Origin of the sequence: Ensifer sp. LC384, from assembly GCF_001695865.1 — a bacterium.
Classification (GTDB): Bacteria; Pseudomonadota; Alphaproteobacteria; order Rhizobiales; family Rhizobiaceae; genus Ensifer.
In genome coordinates this window covers 222,481-242,150 of sequence record NZ_MBST01000004.1, presented here as the reverse complement: position 1 = coordinate 242,150, position 19,670 = coordinate 222,481, and the positions used below count along the sequence as shown (strand labels likewise).

The 19,670-nt window shown below is 59.4% G+C and carries 19 protein-coding genes and 2 pseudogenes; 10 read left to right on the top strand and 11 right to left on the bottom strand.

Annotated elements, in window-relative coordinates; all coding sequences use genetic code 11:
* Window positions 1-200: 200 nt before the first annotated feature.
* The 5 genes from BC363_RS06405 to BC363_RS06385 all read right to left on the bottom strand — a co-directional run bounded on the left by BC363_RS06405 (window position 201) and on the right by BC363_RS06385 (window position 5,569).
* The gene (locus tag BC363_RS06405; RefSeq protein ID WP_244512697.1) at window positions 201-956 is read right to left on the bottom strand and encodes a response regulator transcription factor; all 756 of its coding nucleotides are present in this window, start codon (window positions 954-956) and stop codon (window positions 201-203) included.
* Window positions 931-1,707: an SDR family oxidoreductase gene (locus tag BC363_RS06400; RefSeq protein ID WP_065784443.1), complete on the bottom strand. Its 777-nt coding sequence runs from the start codon at window positions 1,705-1,707 to the stop codon at window positions 931-933. The genes BC363_RS06405 and BC363_RS06400 overlap by 26 nt, the downstream gene beginning before the upstream one ends.
* Window positions 1,704-3,413, bottom strand: coding sequence for an acetolactate synthase catalytic subunit (locus BC363_RS06395; protein ID WP_065784444.1), 1,710 nt, complete (start codon window positions 3,411-3,413; stop codon window positions 1,704-1,706). The genes BC363_RS06400 and BC363_RS06395 overlap by 4 nt, the downstream gene beginning before the upstream one ends.
* The gene (locus tag BC363_RS06390) at window positions 3,413-4,768 is read right to left on the bottom strand and encodes an aspartate aminotransferase family protein (protein ID WP_065784445.1); all 1,356 of its coding nucleotides are present in this window, start codon (window positions 4,766-4,768) and stop codon (window positions 3,413-3,415) included. Before BC363_RS06390 ends, BC363_RS06395 begins: the two co-directional genes overlap by 1 nt.
* 102 nt (window positions 4,769-4,870) lie before the next feature.
* Window positions 4,871-5,569 carry a GntR family transcriptional regulator gene (locus tag BC363_RS06385; protein WP_065784446.1) on the bottom strand — a complete coding sequence of 233 codons (699 nt, stop codon included), beginning with the start codon at window positions 5,567-5,569 and terminating at the stop codon, window positions 4,871-4,873.
* Window positions 5,570-5,850: 281 nt separating this feature from the next.
* Between BC363_RS06385 and BC363_RS06380 the strand changes: the two genes are divergently transcribed.
* The 4 genes from BC363_RS06380 to BC363_RS06365 are packed head-to-tail and all read left to right on the top strand — an operon-like array spanning window position 5,851 to window position 9,832.
* Window positions 5,851-6,966 (top strand): ABC transporter ATP-binding protein, encoded by a 1,116-nt coding sequence (locus BC363_RS06380; protein WP_065784447.1) that lies wholly within the window; start codon window positions 5,851-5,853, stop codon window positions 6,964-6,966.
* The gene (locus BC363_RS06375) at window positions 6,963-7,862 is read left to right on the top strand and encodes an ABC transporter permease (RefSeq protein ID WP_065784448.1); all 900 of its coding nucleotides are present in this window, start codon (window positions 6,963-6,965) and stop codon (window positions 7,860-7,862) included. The genes BC363_RS06380 and BC363_RS06375 overlap by 4 nt, the downstream gene beginning before the upstream one ends.
* Window positions 7,852-8,715, top strand: coding sequence for an ABC transporter permease (locus BC363_RS06370; protein ID WP_141690235.1), 864 nt, complete (start codon window positions 7,852-7,854; stop codon window positions 8,713-8,715). Before BC363_RS06375 ends, BC363_RS06370 begins: the two co-directional genes overlap by 11 nt.
* Before the next feature lie 46 nt (window positions 8,716-8,761).
* On the top strand, window positions 8,762-9,832 hold the full coding sequence (locus tag BC363_RS06365; protein ID WP_065784449.1) for an ABC transporter substrate-binding protein: 1,071 nt from the start codon (window positions 8,762-8,764) through the stop codon (window positions 9,830-9,832).
* A 254-nt stretch (window positions 9,833-10,086) separates the two neighbouring features.
* Here BC363_RS06365 and BC363_RS06360 read toward each other — a convergent pair whose 3' ends face one another.
* Window positions 10,087-10,290 (bottom strand): hypothetical protein, encoded by a 204-nt coding sequence (locus BC363_RS06360; protein WP_065784491.1) that lies wholly within the window; start codon window positions 10,288-10,290, stop codon window positions 10,087-10,089.
* Window positions 10,291-10,473: 183 nt separating this feature from the next.
* Window positions 10,474-10,854, bottom strand: coding sequence for a hypothetical protein (locus tag BC363_RS06355; protein WP_065784450.1), 381 nt, complete (start codon window positions 10,852-10,854; stop codon window positions 10,474-10,476).
* A gap of 236 nt (window positions 10,855-11,090) precedes the next feature.
* Here BC363_RS06355 and BC363_RS06350 point away from each other — a divergent pair, with 236 nt between their 5' ends.
* Both BC363_RS06350 and BC363_RS33290 read left to right on the top strand, forming a co-directional pair.
* Window positions 11,091-12,785: a winged helix-turn-helix domain-containing protein gene (locus BC363_RS06350; RefSeq protein ID WP_065784451.1), complete on the top strand. Its 1,695-nt coding sequence runs from the start codon at window positions 11,091-11,093 to the stop codon at window positions 12,783-12,785.
* A 59-nt stretch (window positions 12,786-12,844) separates the two neighbouring features.
* Window positions 12,845-13,599 (top strand): IS5 family transposase gene (locus BC363_RS33290; protein WP_141690234.1). Its coding sequence is split into 2 segments (ribosomal slippage): window positions 12,845-13,178 and window positions 13,178-13,599, totalling 756 coding nucleotides; the frame shifts between segments, so codons are not numbered across the junction.
* Between the two features lie 16 nt (window positions 13,600-13,615).
* Here the strand turns inward: BC363_RS33290 and BC363_RS06335 are convergent.
* Both BC363_RS06335 and BC363_RS06330 read right to left on the bottom strand, forming a co-directional pair.
* On the bottom strand, window positions 13,616-14,089 hold the full coding sequence (locus tag BC363_RS06335) for a nucleoside deaminase (protein ID WP_065784454.1): 474 nt from the start codon (window positions 14,087-14,089) through the stop codon (window positions 13,616-13,618).
* Window positions 14,090-14,415: 326 nt separating this feature from the next.
* The gene (locus tag BC363_RS06330; protein ID WP_065784455.1) at window positions 14,416-14,772 is read right to left on the bottom strand and encodes a hypothetical protein; all 357 of its coding nucleotides are present in this window, start codon (window positions 14,770-14,772) and stop codon (window positions 14,416-14,418) included.
* Window positions 14,773-15,238: 466 nt separating this feature from the next.
* Here BC363_RS06330 and BC363_RS06325 point away from each other — a divergent pair, with 466 nt between their 5' ends.
* The 4 genes and pseudogenes from BC363_RS06325 (at window position 15,239) to BC363_RS06315 (ending at window position 17,389) form a co-directional block, all read left to right on the top strand.
* A complete protein-coding gene (locus BC363_RS06325) occupies window positions 15,239-15,478 on the top strand; it encodes a type II toxin-antitoxin system VapB family antitoxin (RefSeq protein ID WP_065784493.1) in 240 nt (79 codons plus the stop codon).
* Window positions 15,478-15,873 (top strand): type II toxin-antitoxin system VapC family toxin, encoded by a 396-nt coding sequence (locus BC363_RS06320; RefSeq protein ID WP_065784456.1) that lies wholly within the window; start codon window positions 15,478-15,480, stop codon window positions 15,871-15,873. The genes BC363_RS06325 and BC363_RS06320 overlap by 1 nt, the downstream gene beginning before the upstream one ends.
* Window positions 15,874-16,273: 400 nt before the next feature.
* A pseudogene (locus BC363_RS35800) lies at window positions 16,274-16,405 on the top strand (DNA-binding response regulator); the annotation flags it as partial.
* A gap of 381 nt (window positions 16,406-16,786) precedes the next feature.
* Window positions 16,787-17,389, top strand: a complete 603-nt coding sequence (locus BC363_RS06315; RefSeq protein ID WP_065784457.1) for a UPF0149 family protein — start codon at window positions 16,787-16,789, stop codon at window positions 17,387-17,389.
* A gap of 48 nt (window positions 17,390-17,437) precedes the next feature.
* Here the strand turns inward: BC363_RS06315 and BC363_RS33280 are convergent.
* Window positions 17,438-17,924 (bottom strand): annotated as a pseudogene (locus BC363_RS33280) (IS630 family transposase); the annotation flags it as partial.
* Window positions 17,925-18,817: 893 nt separating this feature from the next.
* Complete coding sequence (locus BC363_RS06300; protein WP_065784458.1) at window positions 18,818-19,069, bottom strand: transcriptional regulator; 252 nt, start codon at window positions 19,067-19,069, stop codon at window positions 18,818-18,820.
* Window positions 19,070-19,670 lie beyond the last annotated feature (601 nt).

The window sequence follows — 19,670 nt, the reverse complement described above, 5'->3', positions numbered from 1 at the left end:
AAGCTGCATAATTGTGGGCGCATGCGTCAAAAGCGCCCCGTGCACGTAAGGAGCTCGGGGCTTGGCGCCAGAGGAGGCTGTCGCCGCCGCAATTGATCTTTATGGTCCACAGGCCGCGACGGCCGCCGCTTATTGCGCACTGGATGCCTGGCCTGAGGCGCGTAGGAAGGGTTGGCAAAGCACTCCAAAAATACGCACGGTCAATGCGATGGCAGGTAGAGCGCGTAGCCTACAGAGCGAACGGTTCGAATGACGTCAGCCCCCTCCCGCTTCATTGCGCGCCTTATATGTCCAATGTGAATATCAACGGTTCGTGGCTCGACCTCTGCTTCGGGCGGCCAAGCCGCAGCAATTAGATCATCGCGCGTGTGGACAACGTCGGGGGCCCGCATCAAGCACATCAACAACCGAAACTGAAGCGCCGACAGAACGACCGAATGGCCATTTCGCTCGACGCGAAGCCGATTGAGGTTCATTTCGATGTCGGCGTAGCGCAGTATCGCTGCCGATTTCGTGCTGGCTTGCGCCGCCACATCGGCGCGCAAGCCGCGCAGAAAAGCAAGCAGCCGCTCCGGATTGAACGGACGGTCTATGATGCAGTCCACGGTTGATGGGACAAGCGGACGACCGTGGTCGCCGTTCGCCGTATTCACGAGAGCCGCAATCTTTGTCTCAGACTTTGTGGCGGCCTTGATATGGGCGCAAACGGCCGATGCATTCATTTCGGGATCAGAGCAGTCGACCACGATCGCCAATGGCGGGGCTTGATGAACACGGTCCAGAAGCTCTCCCAAACGGTTGCTGTTTTCAGCCGAAAAACCATCGAGCGTGAGGATGTGTTTAAGAAGCAGATAAAGCTCTGCGTCTTCGGTCTGGATCAGTATTCGTCCGTTCATCTGTCGTCCTTTGCGCAAAACGCCGATTACAACCTCACGCTGGCGCGTATTCACCGCCATTGACATCCAAGATTGCCCCGTTGACGAAGGCCGCATCATCGCAGGTGAGAAAACCTATGGCAGCGGCGACGTCGTTGGGGACGCCCATTCGGCCGGCGGGAATGCGTGCAATGGCCGCCTGATTGGTTTGGTTGCTGATCGCACCAGCCATTGCGGTCGCAATTCTGCCCGGAGCAACGACATTGGCTGTGATACCGTGGGCGGCGTAGGGCCAGACAAGCGAACGCGCGAGACCGGCTATCGCTGCTTTAGAGGCGACGTAAGCGCTACCGGCGATGCGTGGAAGTGATCGCCCGGCGACCGAGCCGACGAAGACGATACGTCCGAAGCCATGTCGGACCATACCTGGCAACACCGCCTGACAGCACAGCATCGCACCGGTTAGGTTGATCGAAAGAACAGAGTTCCACTCGTCGAGCGAGACCTCGCCGAAGGGCGTCGGACCGTCGACACCCTTTGGCGAGACGCCGGCGTTGCAAACGAGAACAGCAACACTTCCCCAGCTTTGCTCGAGCTCTCGAAAGAATGTGGTGATCTGACGTGGCTGCCCGAGATCGACCATGCGCGCGAACAGGCGTTCAGCACCAAATTCGCGGGCAAGATCGTCCTTGGCGTTTCGCACATGGCTTTCGTTTTGACCGAAGATCGCAACCCGGTGGCCGCGTGCGAGAAGGTATTGGGCTGTTGCCAGCCCAATACCTGTCGTGCCGCCCGTGACCACGGCGATCCTAGCCGTCGGGCCATTTGTCATGCTGCCGCATCCATGTTCGCAAAGAGAGAAAGGGGAGGATGTGCTTCCGGGTCCGTCATGACTTCAATCAACATGGGCCCCTTAGCATCGATGCAGCTTTTAAGCAGATCGGCCAGATCACGAGGATCTTCAACGCGGACCGCGGGGCAACCGCAAGCCTTGGCGATTTGCACATGGTCGACGTCGGCGAAATGGCATGCCGTCGTGTAGCTGCCGAATTTCACTGTCTCCGCATCCCGTTGGAAACCAAGGATGCCGTTGTTCAAAACGATGGTGATAACGGGAAGCTGCATGCGCACGATGGTTTCGAGCTCGGCCCAGCTATGGGCGAAGCCGCCATCGCCAACGAGAGCAACGACAGGGCTTTGCGGACGGGCAGCCTTGGCGCCGATCGCGAGCGGCACCCCCCAACCAAGTCCTGCGAGACCGCGAGGCGTGATAAAGCGCATGATGCCTGGTGCACGCAGTTGCCCGACAGCCCACATCGAGGAGTAGGAGGCATCGGCGACGACGATCATGTCAGCGGTCAGTAAGGGCTGAAGCTCCGCCATCACCCTTTCCGGACGGATGGGCCCGGAAGTCGCAGTCGCAACATCTAAGCGATCACATTCGAACGCGGTCCAGAAGCCTGCTATGCGCTCCTCCAGTCGCACACGATGACTGTGGCGACACGTCAGGTCGACGCGAGCAAGTGCTTCGCGAAGGGCCGAAAGCGTTTGCGCCGCGTCGCCAACGAGGCGGATCGCCTCGTAATTCCGTCCGATCTCTGTCGGATCGACATCGATATGCACGACTGTCGCAGAGGTTGGAATCTGGCGCCAGTTGTCCGTTCCGTTCTGATTGGTTCGCGTCCCGACGAGAATGACCAGATCAGCTTCTTCAATCAAAGTCAGCGAGTGACGTCCGAGCGAGCGTGGCCCGGTCAATGATCCAAGGACACCGGCAGACAATGGATGAAACTCGTCGACCACCCCCTTGCCCATATTGGTTGTTATCACGGGTAGGCTTGCCTCGTGCTGCAAGGCTGTCAGCTCTTCTGCGGCGTCTGCGCCATGCACGCCGCCACCTGCAACGATGATAGGCGCCTGCGCCGATGCAATACGTCGTGCCACCTCATTGAGGGCCTCTTCAGAGGGACGCGTGCGATCAAGTGGCCAGTGCCCGAGGCATTTTGATCTCGGAAGGGCGGCCGGCTTAGCCGGCGCGCGTAACAGATCGGCAGGCAGGAGCAAGACCGCAGGCCCCGGGCGACCGGACGCAGCGGCGGTAAAGGCGGCGTCGACATAGTCGTCAATCCGGTCTGGGACATGAACGCGCCGGACCCATTTGGCGCAAGATTGAAAGAGTGCGATCTGGTCGAGATCCTGGAAAGCATTTCTGTCCGTTTGGTCGCGCTCAACATCCTGAACGAGCGCAACGATCGGAACACTTGCCTTTAAGGCTTCCGCGAGAGGCGGGACAAGAAGTGTCGCCGCAGGACCGTTCTGGGCGGCAACGACAGCGACTTTGCCTGATATGCGCGCATATCCGTCGGCCATCGCCCCGCCCATGTTTTCCTGCCTATAGGCGATCTGTTTGATGCCGGCCGCCTCCGCCGCAAGAATAACTGCCGAGGGAAGGCTCTGGGCGAAGATGACTTCTACCTGGTGGCGGCAGAGGATGCGGGCAATGCGCTCGGCGACAGTTTCAGTTGCGGCATTGGTCATTATTGCGCCCTCTCGTTGGCGGCGTGAACATTCAGGAAATCATCGAAGGCAGCGAGCACGAGGTCGACGTCGCTGTTGGTCATTGGTGTCGAAAGGCTGGCTGCGGCGCCATGGGGAAGCAGGATGCCGCTTTGAAGGAAATGCCGGGCAAGTCCCTTCATCACGAGGCCTTGCGCATCACTCAGCAAGGCTTCTCGAAACTCGGTTGGCGGATGGGGTTTGGGGTGTATGCGAAACAGGGAAGCTGCGCCGGTGACAGAGAACGGCGCACCGGTGCGGCTGATGCTGCTTCTGAGGCCGCCGCGCAGCCGTTCTCCAAGCGCCTCGAGGTGATTGAAGTTATCATGTGTCATTGCTTCCATGGCGACGCGACCGGCGACCATGGAGACGGGATTGGCGGAAAACGTGCCGCCCTGTAACAGCAGAGGCTTGTTCACCTCCGTACCGAAAACCCGCATGATCTCTTCACGTCCACCGATCGCGCCGATCGGGAAGCCGCCGCCGATGATTTTGCCGGCCGTGACGAGGTCGGGGGTGAGCCCGTATCGCGGCGAGGCTCCTGCGTAGCCCTGCCTGAGATTGAGAACCTCATCGGCGATGATGAGGATGCCATGCTTGTGCGCAGCCGAACTGAGGGCCTCGATGAAGGTGGCAGTGGGATGAATAAGACCGGCGCGGCTGGGCATCGGATCGATCAACACGCAGGCGACACGGTCACGCAGGGCGTGTAGACGTCGCTCAAGTCCGTCTACGTCGTTGAAGCGAATGAGATGGACGTCATCGGAGACACTTACAGGAGTGCCATGATAGGCAGGTATTGCCCGTGGAGGCGCTGCCCGGTCGTCTGGGTTTGAGGCCCCCGCCTGCCCGGCCTCGGCCCAGTCGTAAGCGCCGTGATAGGCCCCTTCGACCCTGACAATTCCAGGCCGGCCCGTGAATGCGCGGGCGGCTTTGATTGCGAACATCACCGCTTCGGTGCCGCTATTGACGAACCGCACTTGTTCGATGGCCGGGATGCGGTCGACAAGCAACTCTGCAAGCCCGACCTCGTGTTGGGTCGGGTTGGCGAAGCACGTTCCCGTCCGCATGAGATCGCTTGCAGCCTGACGGACCGGCTCGAAGCCGTGTCCGTGAATAAGGGTCGTAAAATTATTGTTGAGGTCGAGCAGGCGATTGCCATCGACGTCAATGAGATAGGCGCCCTCCCCGTACGCGACATAAAACGGGATTGGATCTTTCTCTACCGTGGCGCGGGTCACACCACCGGGAAAAACCGGCACTGCGCGACGGAATAGACGTGTCGATTTGGTCCGAGCAGGCGAGGCCTGCGCGGCATGAATTCCTTGAACTGGCATGGTTTGGGCTTTCTGAGCAACAAATTCGGCTCGTCGTTTGTACGAGCTTTACAATTTTGTTGCAACAAAAAAACCGGCCGTCAAGTCCACGCAACAAATTTTCTATTGCGCGGATACAGTCGCCCTTTCGCGACAGGCCCGCCTCAGACGCCGATAGCCGTCACGAATATCATTCTCCATTGCGGCCCGGACGCTAGCGCCATCGCGTTCTTCGAGCGCCTCCATCGCAACCTCATGGTTGTGAACACCAAACCGCTCCTTTGCAAACTCCGGATAAAGATCGTGCAAGGAGGGGCCGATCCGCAACCAAAGTGTTTCGATCATCGAAACGAGGTGCGGCAATTTTGCCAGCCGGAAGATCGCAAAATGGAACTCTTTGTTATGCCATAGGGCATCCGCGTATCGCCCGGCATCAAGCGCCGAATTAATTTGTTTTTGCAAAGACCTGAGGGCTTCCACGTCCTCTGAGGCAACATGCTCGGCGGCCTGCTGCGCCGCCAACCCCTCGAGCGCCAACCGAATAAGCGTGATCTCCTGCAGCGCCTTGGCATCAAGGACAGGCACGACGACCGTCTTTGGGCCGGCATAGACAAGTGCGGCTTCACTTGCGAGCCGATTGATGGCGTCACGCGCAGGAGTGGTGCTCACATCCAATTCCTGGGCAACTGCCCTCACCGTCAACTTATGCCCCGGGCGGTAGACGCCACGGATGATCCGCTCCTTCATCTGGCGATACACGGCATCACCAAGGTTTTCCGCCGCACGATCAATATTGCCCAGCTCGCTCACATGGACCGCCATTCAAACCCCTCACTCAGTTGACAATGCAAATTTTTGATGCAACAAAAATGAAATATGAAAGTTCTGCAAAACTTTTGTCGCATCAACGAGTCCTAGCAGCTTTCTTGATTATCGTCACGGGTACCGCCTCCAAGGGTGATGCGGATTCTTTCATCAGCATTGATTTGCCCGACAGCGCCTGCGGGTCGCCCGATGGGATTGTCGGTACGGGGCCGTCTCGCGGCCCTTCAGAGGTTAGGCGCCACAGAGCGTCACCGGAACAGTTGAAAGGAAAGTCAGAATTGATTGGTCAATATTTGTCTCTTATTGGGCTCGAGAAGCATTTCGGCAGCGTGAGCGCCGTCACGAACCTGTCACTTGAGATCGGTGCCGGTGAGTTTGTTTCGCTTGTCGGTCCTTCCGGTTCCGGCAAGACAACCGCGCTGAACATGATCGCGGGCTTTGAGGGACCGAGCGCCGGCAAGATCGTCATTGGGGGACGAGATGTAACGCATGTTGCTCCCAACCGTCGTGGCATCGGCATGGTGTTTCAAAAGTACGCTCTTTTTCCGCATCTAACGGTTCATCAGAACATCGCATTTCCGTTGCGCATGCGAGGTCGATCCAACAAGACGCGGATTGCCACGCGGGTCGAGGAGATGCTCGAACTCGTGCAGCTCTCAAGTTATGGGGAGCGCTACCCCCAACAATTGTCCGGCGGCCAACAGCAGCGCGTTGCATTGGCGCGAGCGCTGGCATTCGAACCGCCTGTTCTGTTGATGGATGAACCACTGGGCGCGCTGGACAAGAAGCTGCGAGAGGCGATGCAGTTCGAAATCAAGCGCCTGCAAGAGCGGCTGGGTGCGACCGTTGTCTATGTGACGCACGATCAGGACGAGGCGCTGACGATGTCAGACCGCGTTGCGGTTATGGCCGGCGGCGAGTTGATGCAATTCGGCACTCCGACAGAACTCTACCGGCAACCGAATTCGGCATTTGTGGCCGATTTTATCGGTCGCATGAACTTCATCGAAGGCAGTTGCATCGAGAACGCAGATGGCACGGCCGTGGTGCGTCTGTCAGACGACACTGTTCTTTCCATTCGTTCAAAAGGTCTGCGGGCGGTCGGCCCTTCGGCCGGCGAAACAATAAAGCTTGCGATACGCCCGGAGCGGGTTCGGGTTGCCAAGCGTGGTGAAGGTGGTGCGGGCTGCCTTGCGGCTGTTGTGGAGACCTGCGTCTTCGTGGGTTCCGTCCATATTGTCTTGGTTCGGCTGGAAAGCCGCCCGGACGTTCTCTTGCAGATACAGCTGCCGGCCGATGAAGGATTGCCTTTTCACGAGAGGGACCAGGTTGACCTTCTGCTCGATGATGGAGCCATTCACTTGTTTCCGGAAACGGAAAGGTATGCGGCATGAGCGGCCTTTCCGAAGTTTCGCCGGCTGTGTCCGCCCGCCAGCCACGGTCGACCGTGGCGTCCGCACGGTTTTATTCGCGTAGCGTTTCGATCGGCTTGGCAGCGCCCCTTGTAGCGGCACTCGTCATCGGATTCGTCTACCCCGTCAGCCGCCTGGTTGCACTGAGTTTTGAGGGCGGCAGCCTTGATCACTATCGGCGTCTCGTTGCCGAGCCGCTCTATCTCGACGTGTTGGCAAGCACGGTGAAGGTTGCATTCATTGTGACGATTGCAAGCCTCTTTCTCGGCTTTCCCGTCGCCTATCTGATGGCGCGGTTGAGACATGGTGTCGCCATGGTGGTTGCGGCCTGCGTCTTCATACCTCTGTGGACGTCGGTTCTGGTCAGATCCTACGCGTGGGTCGTTCTTCTGCAACGCAATGGCATCGTGAATGCGCTTTTGGCGGATGTTGGCATTACTGACGAACCGCTGAAGCTGATCTACACGCAGGGCGCAGTGATCGTGGCCATGACGCATGTGTTGATGCCATTCATGATCCTGCCAATCTATTCGACATTGCGAACCTTGCCTCCAGACTATGTTCGGGCAGCGCGCAATCTCGGAGCTGGAGCGTTTCGCGCGTTCCTCAGCGTCACCTTGCCGCTCAGCCTGCCGGGTGTCTTTGCGGGCGGCGTTCTGTGCTTCGTACTTGCACTGGGCTTTTACATAACGCCGGCGTTGGTCGGCGGCCCGGGATCAATGCTGATGGCGACCCTGATCGGGCAGCAAACAACCGTTCTGCTCGACTGGCCGTTCGCCGCAGCGCTTTCGACGGTGCTTTTGGCCGTCACGCTCATCTTCGTTTTCCTGTTTCGAAAGACACTCTCGCTCAGCAAGGGATTGCACAGTGTCCATTGATCTCGCACGTTCGCCAAATCGTCTGTCACTGGCCCGCGACCATTACGCCGCGCCAGCCTTCCACGCCTTTGCCAAGGTCTCCGGCATGATCGCTTTGGGAGGCGTGATCGGTTGCGTCCTCTTCTTCTTGCTGCTGCCAACGCTCATTGTCATCCCCATGTCACTCAGCGAGATGGACTATATTGAGTTTCCGCCGAGCGGGCTGAGCCTCAAATGGTACCGTGCCTATTTCAGTGACCCGGACTGGATGGCGGCGACCTGGTTCAGCCTCAAGATCGCGCTTGCCACGACTGCGACAGCCACGATTATTGGCACGATGGCCGCGCTTGCGATCGTGAGAGGGCGTCTCCCCTTCCGATCGGCGCTTCAGGCTCTAGCGCTTGGACCGATGATCGTGCCGCATATTGTGCTTGGGGTCGCACTTTATTTGGTGTTCTCACCGCTGCAGCTTACGGGCAACTTCTTCGGCTTTCTCATCGCCCATACCGTGCTTGCCACACCTTACGTGATGATCACGGTCACGGCGGCGCTCCAGCGTTTCGACCCCGCGCTGGAATTGGCAGCTTTGAACTGCGGAGCCAACAGGCTGCAGGCCTTCGTCCTTGTGGTCTTGCCCAACATCGCTCCGGGTGTGGCGGCAGGTGCCGTGTTCGCTTTTCTGGCTTCGTTCGATGAAGCGACGGTCGCGTTCTTCATTTCGGATATTGGCGGCAAGTCGATCGGACGCAAGATGTTCGAAGATATCGACTTTAACCTCACGCCGGTGATCGCGGCTGTCTCGACAGTGCTGGTGGCCGTTTCCCTCATGTTGATGGGCGCCATTCATTTGGCCAATGCCCAAAAGCGAAACTGATCACAGCGATACTTCCCATCCTGCCAACCCTACAAAGGAACAGCCCATGATTTCGATGCCGCTGAGTTGGAATAAAATACATAAACTGATGCTTGCGGGCATATTGCCTTTGCTTTCTTGGTCTTCTGCATCATTTGCCAGTGAGCAAGTGGTCATCGCTTCGACTGGCGGCGCCTACGACCGCGCGCTGAAGGAGGCCTGGTTCGATCCCTTCACGAAGGCGACCGGGATTAAGGTGGTAACTGTCGTTGCGACCAATGCAGAAATGCGCGCCAAGGTCGCGGCGATGGTGAAGACTGGAAATGTCACCTGGGATCTTTATCTCGATGGCGAAATCCAGGCGGCATCGACGTCACACAAGGCGGTCACCGAAGACCTGACCGGTTTCTGCAAACAGTTCGCCGAAAGGAGAGATCTCGGTGCGAACGCCTGTGCGGCCGGCGGTGCACTGTTGCAATCGACAGCCACGTTGCTCGCCTATCGAACTGGCGATGGAGAACCGACGCCGCAGACCTGGGCCGATATGTGGGACAGCAAGACGTTTCCGGGTGAGCGCGCTTTTCCGAACTTCGATGATCCATGGCGTGTGATGGCAGCGGCATTGCTTGCCGATGGTGTCAGCCGTGAGGAGCTGTTTCCGCTTGACGTCGAACGGGCGTTAAAAAAACTCGACGAGATCCGGCCCTCGGTTTCGGTGTGGTGGAAGACCGGCGATCAGAGTGTGCAAGGGTTTCGCAATGGCGACTATTCAGTTGGACAGATATGGCTGACGCGCGCAAAGGCGATGCAGAACGAGGGGTTGCCGATTGGCTGGTCCTACAAGGCATCGTTCCTAGTCGGAGACCGAATTGCGCTTGTCAAAGGGGCGCAGAACCGTGAGAACGCGCTGAAGCTGATGGCCTTTTGGCTGAATTCGCCGGAGGCACAGGCGCAGGCTTGCGAAGTGCTGTCATGCACGCCGCCAAGCACCGAGGCGATCGCCTTGATGTCGGAAGATGTGCGCAAGACGATGCCGCATGCAGACGAGGTCCGGGATTATATGGTTGTCCCCGATGCTGAGTGGATCAACGCCAATGCGGCGCAACTGCTGCAACGCTGGAACGAGTGGCTTCGCTAGGCCATAAGAAAACCGCAAGCATTGAACAGACAGCTCGGATCTTTCCGGCATTAGGTAGCAAAGACCACCAGATCTCCTCGACGATCCAGGACGCGATCATGGCGTGGCAGCGCAGACCGGCGATGAAGGTCTGCGTCTTCCACCCGCCGAACGGCGCATGCGTGCGGTAGCGCTGCCCTTTCGGCGACCATCCGGTGCGCTTGGTCAGCCTCGTGCTGGTCGAGTTCCGACCCGGCCGAGGCAGACGGGAACGATTACAGAACCTGGCCGTACTGCCGGGCGATACCGCAATGCCAGCGCTTGACCCGCCAACGAGGGTGCTGCTGTTGCCAGCGCGCGATCTCCGCCTGTCCGGTGACCATGCAGGTCATGAGCGAGACATCGCGTGCGTCGTAGGTCAGCCTGGTTTCCCGGCATTCGCCTGTCGCGAGGCAGGCGGCGATAACGAGTTCGATCACGGGCTTGCTCCATTCCTTGATGCGGTTTCGCCAAAAGCGGCGGCAGCGGCCGAGATCTGCGCACGAAATCACGCGAAGCCTTGCCAATTCCCGCGGAAAGCTTGCGGATGCTGCAACGGGGGCAGGCTTTTGCGGTAGGTAGACTGATCGAGACCTTGAAACGGCCTCGCCCTGCGAAGGCTCTCAGTTCGGCTGCGCTCCGCCGGTCGACACCTCGCCCACATGATCGCCGGCAGCCGCTGGGGCCGGATCGGTCACGACCAGCGCGTGACCATTGTGCGCAATCTCGACATCGATGGACGGCTCGCCGACCGACCGGGGTACCGAGATGAGCATGTTTTGCCCCGGCGCGAGCGTGGATATCACCCGGACCGGCAGCGCGTCCGCGCCCGAAGCCAGGGTCGCGACAACCCGGTATCCGTCCGGATCGACCGTGTAATAGACGACGCCGTCGAGTTCCGCGAGATGGATGCTGTGCCCGCTGCCCGGCGCCAGCTCGACCCCGGCCGACGCGCCGGTCAACATCGAGCCCACCAACACGGATGCGGTCAGGAACCTGGTCATTGCTGTTCTCTCCTCAAGTGGTGGGGCGACAGCCTGGCGGCCCGCCGCCGCGTCCCGACTTCGCAGATCGTGAACCCGATGCCGTCGTTCGTAACGAGAGCGGCACGATCGGCGGACGAAATCGCGCGAAACCTAGCCGATTCCGGTCGGAAACCTGCGGATGCTGGAACAGCAACAGGCTTTGCAGTATGTTGACACCGCGGGCCTGAACGGCCTCGCCTTGAGGGAAACGTCCGATGGACAGCCCGGCGCTGATGCCGCTTCGCCTGAACGGCCGCATGGTCGACCTTCAGCGCGGATTGGTGACGGATTCCGCCGGGCACGTCACGAAGCTGCGGCCGCAGGCGGCAGAGGTGCTCAGGGTGCTCGCCGTGCAGCAGGGCAAGCTCGTCACCAAGGACGAGCTGGTAAGGGCCGTGTGGGCAGGCATCGCCGTCACCGACGACAGCTTGGTGCAGTGCATCACCGAGATCCGCAAGGCGCTCGGCGACGACAAGCACCAGATCGTCAAGACAGTGCTGAAGCGCGGCTACCTGCTCGAGGCAGCGCAGGCGGAACAGACCCGCGTGAGATCATGGCCACGCTGGGCCGGGCTCGTCGCGGGCGCGGCCGGGCTGGCCGTGCTCGCCGCCGTCTACTTCCTGCCGACGACGAAATCCGGCGCGGAACCTCCGGCGATCGCCGTGCTGCCGTTCGAGAACCTCAGCGAGGACGCGAAGTGGGACCGGTTCGCCGACGGCATCACCGAGGACATCATCACCGACCTGGCGCGCTTCCGCGACATCCCGGTCATCGCGCGGACCTCGACCGAGGTCTATCGCGGCAAGGCCAACGACGTTCGCGCCATCGCCAGAGAACTCAACGTCAAGTATGTCCTGCAAGGGAGCCTCAGGATCGACCTGCACAGGCTTCGGGTGACGGCGCAGCTCGTCAATGCGCAGAGCGGCGAGCATGTCTGGTCGGAGCGTTACGACCGCAGCGCCGGTGACTTCTTTGCCGTGCAGGATGAGATCACCGAGAAGATCGCAGCGGCGTTGACAGGCTGGCAATCGCCGATCAGCCAGGCGCAAAAGGCGGCCGCGCGGCGCAAGAATGCCGACGAGCTCACCGCCTATGATTACTGGCTGCTCGGCGCGGCCGAAAATCACAAGGTCACGGCGGCCGGCGCCACGGAGGCGCGCAAGCTGTTCGAGAAAGGCCTAGCGCTCGATCCTGATTTCCAGCCGATGGTGCGCGACCTCGGCTGGGCCTACACCATAGAGGCTTGGGTGGGCGCGGCCGAGGACATTGGCTTCAACGTGAGGAAGCTCGACGAGCTTTCCGCGCGGGCGGTCGAGCTCGACCCTCAGGACCCGCTGGCCTGGCAGCTATGGAGCGTCAGCGCCCAATGGCATGGCGACCACGAGACCACGCGCGAGCGCCGCGAGCACGCTCTTGCGCTCGGCCCCAACAACGCCGATCTCCTGGCGCTTGCCGCGGGCAATGCCGCAGAGGCGGGCGTTGCCGAGCGTGGGCCGGAACTGGCCGATCGCGCGGTCCGCCTCAACCCCCACCACCTGCACTGGTGGAACGCGGTTCTCACGAAGGCTTATTTTCACGGCGGTGAGTTCGCGAAAGCCTATCCGTTGGCACGCAGGCTTGGCCTCGATTCCCCGAGGATCGCCGCCTACCGGGCGATGATCGCCGCCGAACTGGGCCGAGTCGATGAAGCCGCGGACGCGGCGGCAGCACTGCTTTCGCTCGAGTCGGAGTGGCGGGTTGAAGCGGCTTTTCAGTACCCGCTGGAGAAAGACCGCGATCTGGTTCTCGCGAGCGCAAGGAAAGCGGGGCTGCCGGTCTGCATGACGACCGCACAGGCCGAGGCCATGCCACCCAGGGCACCCTTCGCGGAATGCGAGGAGCAGCGGGCGCGAGCGGCAGCGTCGAACTAGGCTCAGGACCTATTAATTCCCATTGAGATGTGATTCACGGCTTCCAAAAGGAGGCTGTGATGGGTGATTTGTTTCTGCTGAGCGAGCGCCAGATGGCGCGGATATCGCCGTTCTTTCCGCTGTCGCACGGGATGCCGCGGGTCGATGACCGGCGAGTTGTCAGTGGCATCGTCTATGTGATCCGCAATGGTCTGCAGTGGAAGGACGCGCCGACTGGCTACGGTCCGCATAAGACGCTCTATAACCGCTTCATCCGCTGGAGCCGGATGGGTGTCTTCAACCGCATCTTCGCCGGGCTCGCCGGCGAAGGTCCGAGACCCGAGCGTATCATGATCGACGCGACGCATCTGAAGGCCCACCGCACCGCGGCGAGCCTTCTTAAAAAGGGGATGTTCCCCGTCGTATCGGGCGAACAAGGGGCGGTCTGAACTCGAAGCTTCACACCGTTTGTGACGGCGAAGGCAGGCCGATCATCCTGCTCCTGTCGGAAGGCCAGATGAGCGACCATAAGGGCGCCCGTATCGTGCTCGGCGAGCTCCCACCGGCCTCTCATCTGATCGCCGATCGCGGCTATGACAGCGCCTGGTTCCGAGAGGAACTCGAAGCCAGGGGCATCGAACCGTGCATCCCGTCGAGCCGAAGCCGAAAAGTCCCATACGCCTACGACACCGCCCTCTATCGTCAACGCCACAAGGTCGAGAACCTGTTCGCAAAGCTCAAGGACTGGCGGCGTATCGCCACCCGCTACGACAGATGCGCCCACACCTTCTTCTCGGCCATCTGCATCGCAGCCGCCGTCATCTTCTGGCTCTGATCAATGAGCCCTGAGCCTAAACCTTGCCCAGATACTTCGGCCAGAATTCCTGGTGGACTTCGGCGGCTTCGTCTTCGAGGTTCGTCGGGCCAACCACAGTGACGGCACGCGCGCCGGTCTGCAACACTGCCCGGCTAGGCACATTTAACCCGATCCCAGCAATCTCGCCGAGCCGTGTTTCGGAGCACGCAAACACCATACGCCCGATACCCGACCAGTAGATCGCCCCGGAGCACATCGCGCACGGCTCAGTGCTGGTGTAGAGCGTGCAGTCAGCGAGAAAAGCAGGGCCGTAATGCTGCGCCGCCAGTTTAACCAAGTTCATCTCGGCGTGATTTGTCATATCGTGGCCGGTGAAGACGCTGTTTTCGGCGCGCAGGATGACTTCGCCGTCCTTTACCAGTACCGAGCCAAACGGTTCGTCGCCGTTTGCCATCGCGGATTTCGAGAGCGCAATCGCCTCGCGCAGAAACGGCTCGTGATTTTCCATGAGAACCCCCAAGAGTTAGAGCGGGATGATCTTCCCTCGGATCGAAGGGATTTCCAAGGGCTGCAATCAGCTTCAAGATTGGTGATCTGCATCGCTGCAACCGTCATCTTCTGGTTTTAAGCAATGAGTCCTGAGCCTAGTTTAGTCGCGGCGTCCAGGCCGAACCGCGAGGGTTTCAGATGAAGTCAAATCGTACATGGGAGACGTAAACCAGCGTCAGGTCGTGCTCGAGATTCTCCGCAACGCAGCAAGCCCGGTTCAACATCCGAATGTGTCGCGAAGATCACGCGGGCAGTCGGATTGGGCAACGACACGGATATCTTTGGTCAGGTGTCACGCAAGCTGTCGGCAATTTTGACCCAACTTGCGAAAGCCGGCCGCGTGCGGCACGTCGGCAAAACTTGCGAACAGGCAACTTCTTTGCGCAATTGCCGCCTGATACGGCGCGTGGCCAAATTCGCGGGAAAGGCCGCACGAACCGACTGTCGTCCGAACTCGACGACCTTACCAAGGCGGAGCGCTTCCGTCACGCCGGAGTGGTCGACGACCGACGTATCTTGGGCGCGATCTACGAACATTAGCGTAATCCCGATTACGGCAATCAAGATTACACTAACCCGGATGGCGATCGGGACGCGCATGACCGCGCAGCCCGCTGAGACAGGATAGATCAACTCGCTCATAGGCTTGGTGGCCTTTGCTACCTAATGCCTGATCTTTCTGGGAAAGATCTGAGCTGCCGCGCAATCTGGCGACGGCATCTAGTCTGATTGGTTTGAGCGACTTAGGCGCGCTGACGATAGTTAGCCGATGGTCCAGATACGGCCACAGCCGATATAAGACAAGCTCAGGTCCGTCCGACTGCTTGACGAGCGCAAGGCGGGCCTCGTTGCGCCCTTTATATTGAGGATGGATGGAATCGCCGGGCGAAATAGCGAAAATCACCTGTGGAGTGCGCAGCTTCGCCTGAACAAGCGGGCCTCTCCCCTTGTTCTACGATGCCGGCGTACTGGCCTGCCTCGAAAAAAGCTCGCGTCTATGTCGAGGCGGCGAGCATAGACTCCGCTTGGCACAAATTTACTGGCACAAAGGGGGAGGCAATGATATCTATACAGCACTGTCTATACGTATGGACGAACGGAGATGGAGATGGCGTTTTCCGTCAAAGACGAGGCGACCGACAATGTGGTCCGAAAACTGGCCAAGCTTAAGAACAAAAGTTTGACCGACACTATCCGTGAAGCGGTGGAACAGGAATACCGACGCGCTCGCGGGGAGATCCCGCTGACCGAGCGCCTGGAGCGCCTGTCCGACCGTTACCGTGCTTTTCCCGCCAGCGGAATGCAAGCTGATAAAGCATTTTTCGATGATTTGTCGGGAGACGCATAGTGTTCGTCGATGCATCCGCCATCATCGGCATAATCGGTGATGAGGAAGACCGCCTTTCCCTCTCCGCCCGACTTGCCCAAGCCAGCAAGGTTTATGTTTCGCCGGTTGTCGTCTACGAAGCAACGGCTGGCCTTGCACGCAAGCGGGCATGTCCGATCGAACAGGCAGAAGAGCTTGTCGAGCTTTTCATTGAGGAAACATCCGCCGAGATGATCGAGATCAGTGCGACCATCGGTCGGGAAGCCATCAAGGCATTCGGGATCTTCGGGAAGGGGCGCCACAAAGCCGACCTGAACATGGGCGACTGTTTTGCCTATGCCTGTGCGCGGGCCTATCGCCTTCCGCTGCTGTTCAAGGGCAACGACTTTGTACATACCGACATCGCCGTGGCTTGAACGAATGACGTTGGAGTGGCAACGAAAAATGTTTCCTGTCACGCCTTCACTTTTGGGTGATCTTTGGATGGATGAGTTCGTGCTTCGCGAACTTGACAACGACAGTATGGGCACAAATACGCTGCACACCCTTACCTCGGATCTCGCCTATCTCTAAGCTTGGTTTTACCACCGACTGCACCCGTCGCCTGCCGCCCCCCCCAGGTGATGGTGTTGAAGTTCATTGCCCATCACCTCGGCGTGAGACCGATGCGGAGCACGGGGTGCCGGCGTAGTGCGCGATGGTTAGATTGCAATTGCCCTTAGGTGCGGGCAGCGAATTCGCGGTTTCAGCGGGCTGGTCGCTTTGCATCACCGCCGCTTGCTGTGCGTTCGACGGTAGCCATCTGAAGTTGGCAAGCTGTTGACCGCAAACTTCAGAGAGGTGGACGGCGTTATCGGGCCCCAGATGGGTGCAGACGACTACATCGCCAAGCCTTTCGGCAGCCGCGAACTGATCGCGCGCATCAGAGCCGTTCTGCGCCGCAGCCGTGATCTCTCGACGGGTTCCCCCGACCAACGCCCCACTGAACCGCGCTATCAGCTACACACTGAAACACTGGTCGGGTCTGACGCTCTTCGTTGAGGATGCCCTGTCGAGATAGACACCAACACGGTCGAGCGAACTATGCGTCCCATTGGCCTCAGATGCCGCAATTTGATTGCCGACAGTTGTGGGAAAGCTGGAAGCTGGGCGGTGCTCGCATCTCTTCTTCACACGGGCCAGCTCAATGGCCTTGATCCCCACACATGTCTGAGTGACGTTCTTGACAAGATCGTCTCCGGGAAGTCAGAAACCACGAGCTTGACCAGCTTCTGGCCTGGAACTGGAGAATACAACGAGAGGCGGAAGGTAACCCTTGTCGAGAGCAGCGTGAAACAACCCCGGCGCCTATCGATCATGACACTTGAAGACCTGGAGGTCTGGTTCGACAGGGCCAAGCCACCGCCGCATTGCGGGGGCGTGTCGATGTTGAATGGCTTCCTTACCGGGCTCGTCGCGGGGCCGGTCTTGCTACTGCCCAATGACTGGATGTGGCATGTTGTCGGGGAACACGAGCGACGGGCATTCATCGGCAACAAAATGCAGGCCGTGATCGATACCGTCGTTGACCATTACAACCGGATAGCCGACCAGCTCACCAGGCCTGGCGCATATTCCCCGATTTACATGCGGACGGACGACGAGGAAGTCCTCGTCGGCGACTGGGCCGATGGGTTCTTCGGAGCGATGAACCTGAACCTTGAGCAATGGGCGCCGCTGTTTGCAGAAAAGAGAATCGGCGAACCACTCCTCGCCATCCTGATGCACTCAACCAAGCCCGAATTGGCCGACATGTTTGCTTCGACCTTCCCCAAGCCTCCGGAAAGCCTGTTCAAGGAGGCCTGGCGCGCGTTGCCCCATGCCGTCGACGAAATCTACGCCTACTGCAAGCCCATGCGCTTCAATCCGGCAGCACCCGCAAACCAAGCATAATCAGTCATCAGCATGAGTATCATGCCTATGCTGATGACTGCAGCAGTCGAGGCATTGGCCGCGCAGGACGCCGATTTCGATCTCGACCATGTTGAGCCAGCTGACGTGCTTGGGCGTGTAGTGGAATTCCAGCCGCCTGAGCATGCGGCGCGCCTCAGCGGCCGGCAGAGCCTGGTAGAGCGCGGCGGGTGTGTGGGTCGACAGATTGTCGAGCGCCACGCGGATGTAGGCGGCATCCGGATAATGGGCATCGACGAGATCGCCCATGCAGTGGGCGAAGTCGTCGGCCGCGCGCCGTTCGGTGACTTTCACCTTGCGCCAGGATCGGTGTGCGTCGAGGAAGACAGACAGATTGGCAGTGCCGTTGCGCTTATACTACGCGGTCGTAGCGCTTCAACCTTCCCGGTACGGCCGGGATCGGCTGGCGCACCTCGCCGATAAGCTGGGTCGGGCTTTCGTCGAAGCACACCACCCGCCGCATTGGGTCGGTTGTCTCGGCATAGAAGTCGAGCACATCCTCCATGCGCGCGACATACTCGGTGTCAATGCCGACTGAAATTTCCCCAAAAGTGCCGAAGTAAAATTCCCCAATTATGCCGACGTGGACGGCATGGAGAATTGGGTATTTTTCGGCGGCCGACCTCTTGGGCGTGGCGGCGGGGCCGAACAAGACAATGGATCGCGGCAACCTCAAGGTGGCGCCTCGCGCCGGCTTGAACGGGCCTACAAGACGAAGTCAGGCCGACCCAATCGTGCGCGGCTCCCGCCGGCGCGCGATGTACTCACGTCGGTCATGCTGCACGAACCAGACAGGGATGAGCGTACCAGGCGGCGGCCGCATCGCGGCCAGAGCCCGTTCGCGCGCGGCTTGACCGGTTAAAAGGGTCGCCGCAGGAGGTCCAGCGAAAGCGCCGGCCGCAGGCCGGGGACCGGGACCGACTACCCCCGGCAAGCCGCTCCGCTTTCCCGAGGGATTCACCTTCTGCGACCAGGCGACCTCGCCCCGGCAGACACACGCTATTCTATTCGTAAATGTGCGCGTTAGAAGCACATCAAGGTCGACCTACTTGTCCGAAATGGCAGTTTTTTCGGAGATCGCCACTAGGTCGTCCATGAGCCTAACCGGCAGATCCATCCGCTCGTGCAGAATGCTCATGACACCCAGATCGCCGTTGTCCAGTCCGCGGAAGAACACATAGTGGCGCTCGTAACGGCTGAAATACGCGTCTCGTTTTAGATCCTCGGAAACTACCCGTCGCGGTGGCAGCTTCCACCAAATCAGCCGATCGTCGCATAACCGCTGAAAGTGGGTATGCAGGCCGGTAATATAAGGTCACTGCCTGCTGTTCGCCCCGCGTTTCGACAGTATCACGCCAAATCTTGTCCTGGGCGGCGTCCGCGCGGTGAAAAAACCGAAATGTACGCATATCAACGGCGTCGATTGCGGCGGATTACGTCCTCCGCGGTCACAGTGACAAACGCACTGTCATCAGCACGCATGGCCGGAGCCAGTTCCTTTTGTAAGGTTTCCCATGTTTCGTCACGAGTCTGCAAATCGCGACGGATAAGCGCGCGAATGTATTCGCTGGCGTTCTCATAGAGGCCGTCATCACCGATTTGCTGCTGCACATGAGCCTGCAATTGGCCACCAAACTTTACATGAATGCTTCCCGAAGCCATTGGCGTATCCTTTTCCTTGCCTTTGAGCGTAAGGCCCGTAGCACATATTGTCGATATTCATCACGGACACAAAAATTCAGCGTGCGTTGGCGGCACCATAGAGCGTGCCGGCCGCCACTTCGCCGCGCGCTGATTGTTCCCGAAAGCGAAATTCCCGCCGAACGCCAATCGATGAGAAAATCGCCAGACCGCTCTCAATGTCGGCAGCTGCAGGTATTTCGACCGGGCGCACGGCTTCATCCGAGGATGGAACGTGGTGACCAAGGACAATACGGCATCGACCGTCTGGGCCGACAGCGCCTAAGCGACTTGGAAGCTCTGTGCGCAAAGATCGAACGACGTTGTGAGAATGTTGCGCAGGCAGCTGACGATTTGGGGATCAACGCCAAGCTGGCCTTTTGTAGGTTGCGAACGAAACGGTAGGCCTCAGCCTGCACAGACCCACTGAAAGCATCCACAAGAACTGGGGCTGAGAAACACTCCCAGCGGTGGCCAGTGGAATGCGTGTTCTATTGTCATATTTTCGTTGCATATTCATTTCATTTCGTTTCTACTACTTTTTGGTTTCGCAGCGAAGGTTGTGCAAGCTTCGATCGAGGAG

Excerpts from the sequence above, each read along its gene's own strand:
- BC363_RS06405 (WP_244512697.1), bottom strand. The coding sequence starts at position 956 with ATGGCGGTGAATACGCGCCAGCGTGAGGTTGTAATCGGCGTTTTGCGC.
- BC363_RS06400 (WP_065784443.1), bottom strand. The coding sequence starts at position 1,707 with ATGACAAATGGCCCGACGGCTAGGATCGCCGTGGTCACGGGCGGCACG.
- BC363_RS06395 (WP_065784444.1), bottom strand. The coding sequence starts at position 3,413 with ATGACCAATGCCGCAACTGAAACTGTCGCCGAGCGCATTGCCCGCATC.
- BC363_RS06390 (WP_065784445.1), bottom strand. The coding sequence starts at position 4,768 with ATGCCAGTTCAAGGAATTCATGCCGCGCAGGCCTCGCCTGCTCGGACC.
- BC363_RS06385 (WP_065784446.1), bottom strand. The coding sequence starts at position 5,569 with ATGGCGGTCCATGTGAGCGAGCTGGGCAATATTGATCGTGCGGCGGAA.
- BC363_RS06375 (WP_065784448.1), top strand. The coding sequence starts at position 6,963 with ATGAGCGGCCTTTCCGAAGTTTCGCCGGCTGTGTCCGCCCGCCAGCCA.
- BC363_RS06365 (WP_065784449.1), top strand. The coding sequence starts at position 8,762 with ATGATTTCGATGCCGCTGAGTTGGAATAAAATACATAAACTGATGCTT.
- BC363_RS06355 (WP_065784450.1), bottom strand. The coding sequence starts at position 10,854 with ATGACCAGGTTCCTGACCGCATCCGTGTTGGTGGGCTCGATGTTGACC.
- BC363_RS06350 (WP_065784451.1), top strand. The coding sequence starts at position 11,091 with ATGGACAGCCCGGCGCTGATGCCGCTTCGCCTGAACGGCCGCATGGTC.
- BC363_RS06335 (WP_065784454.1), bottom strand. The coding sequence starts at position 14,089 with ATGGAAAATCACGAGCCGTTTCTGCGCGAGGCGATTGCGCTCTCGAAA.
- BC363_RS06330 (WP_065784455.1), bottom strand. The coding sequence starts at position 14,772 with ATGAGCGAGTTGATCTATCCTGTCTCAGCGGGCTGCGCGGTCATGCGC.
- BC363_RS06325 (WP_065784493.1), top strand. The coding sequence starts at position 15,239 with ATGGCGTTTTCCGTCAAAGACGAGGCGACCGACAATGTGGTCCGAAAA.
- BC363_RS06300 (WP_065784458.1), bottom strand. The coding sequence starts at position 19,069 with ATGGCTTCGGGAAGCATTCATGTAAAGTTTGGTGGCCAATTGCAGGCT.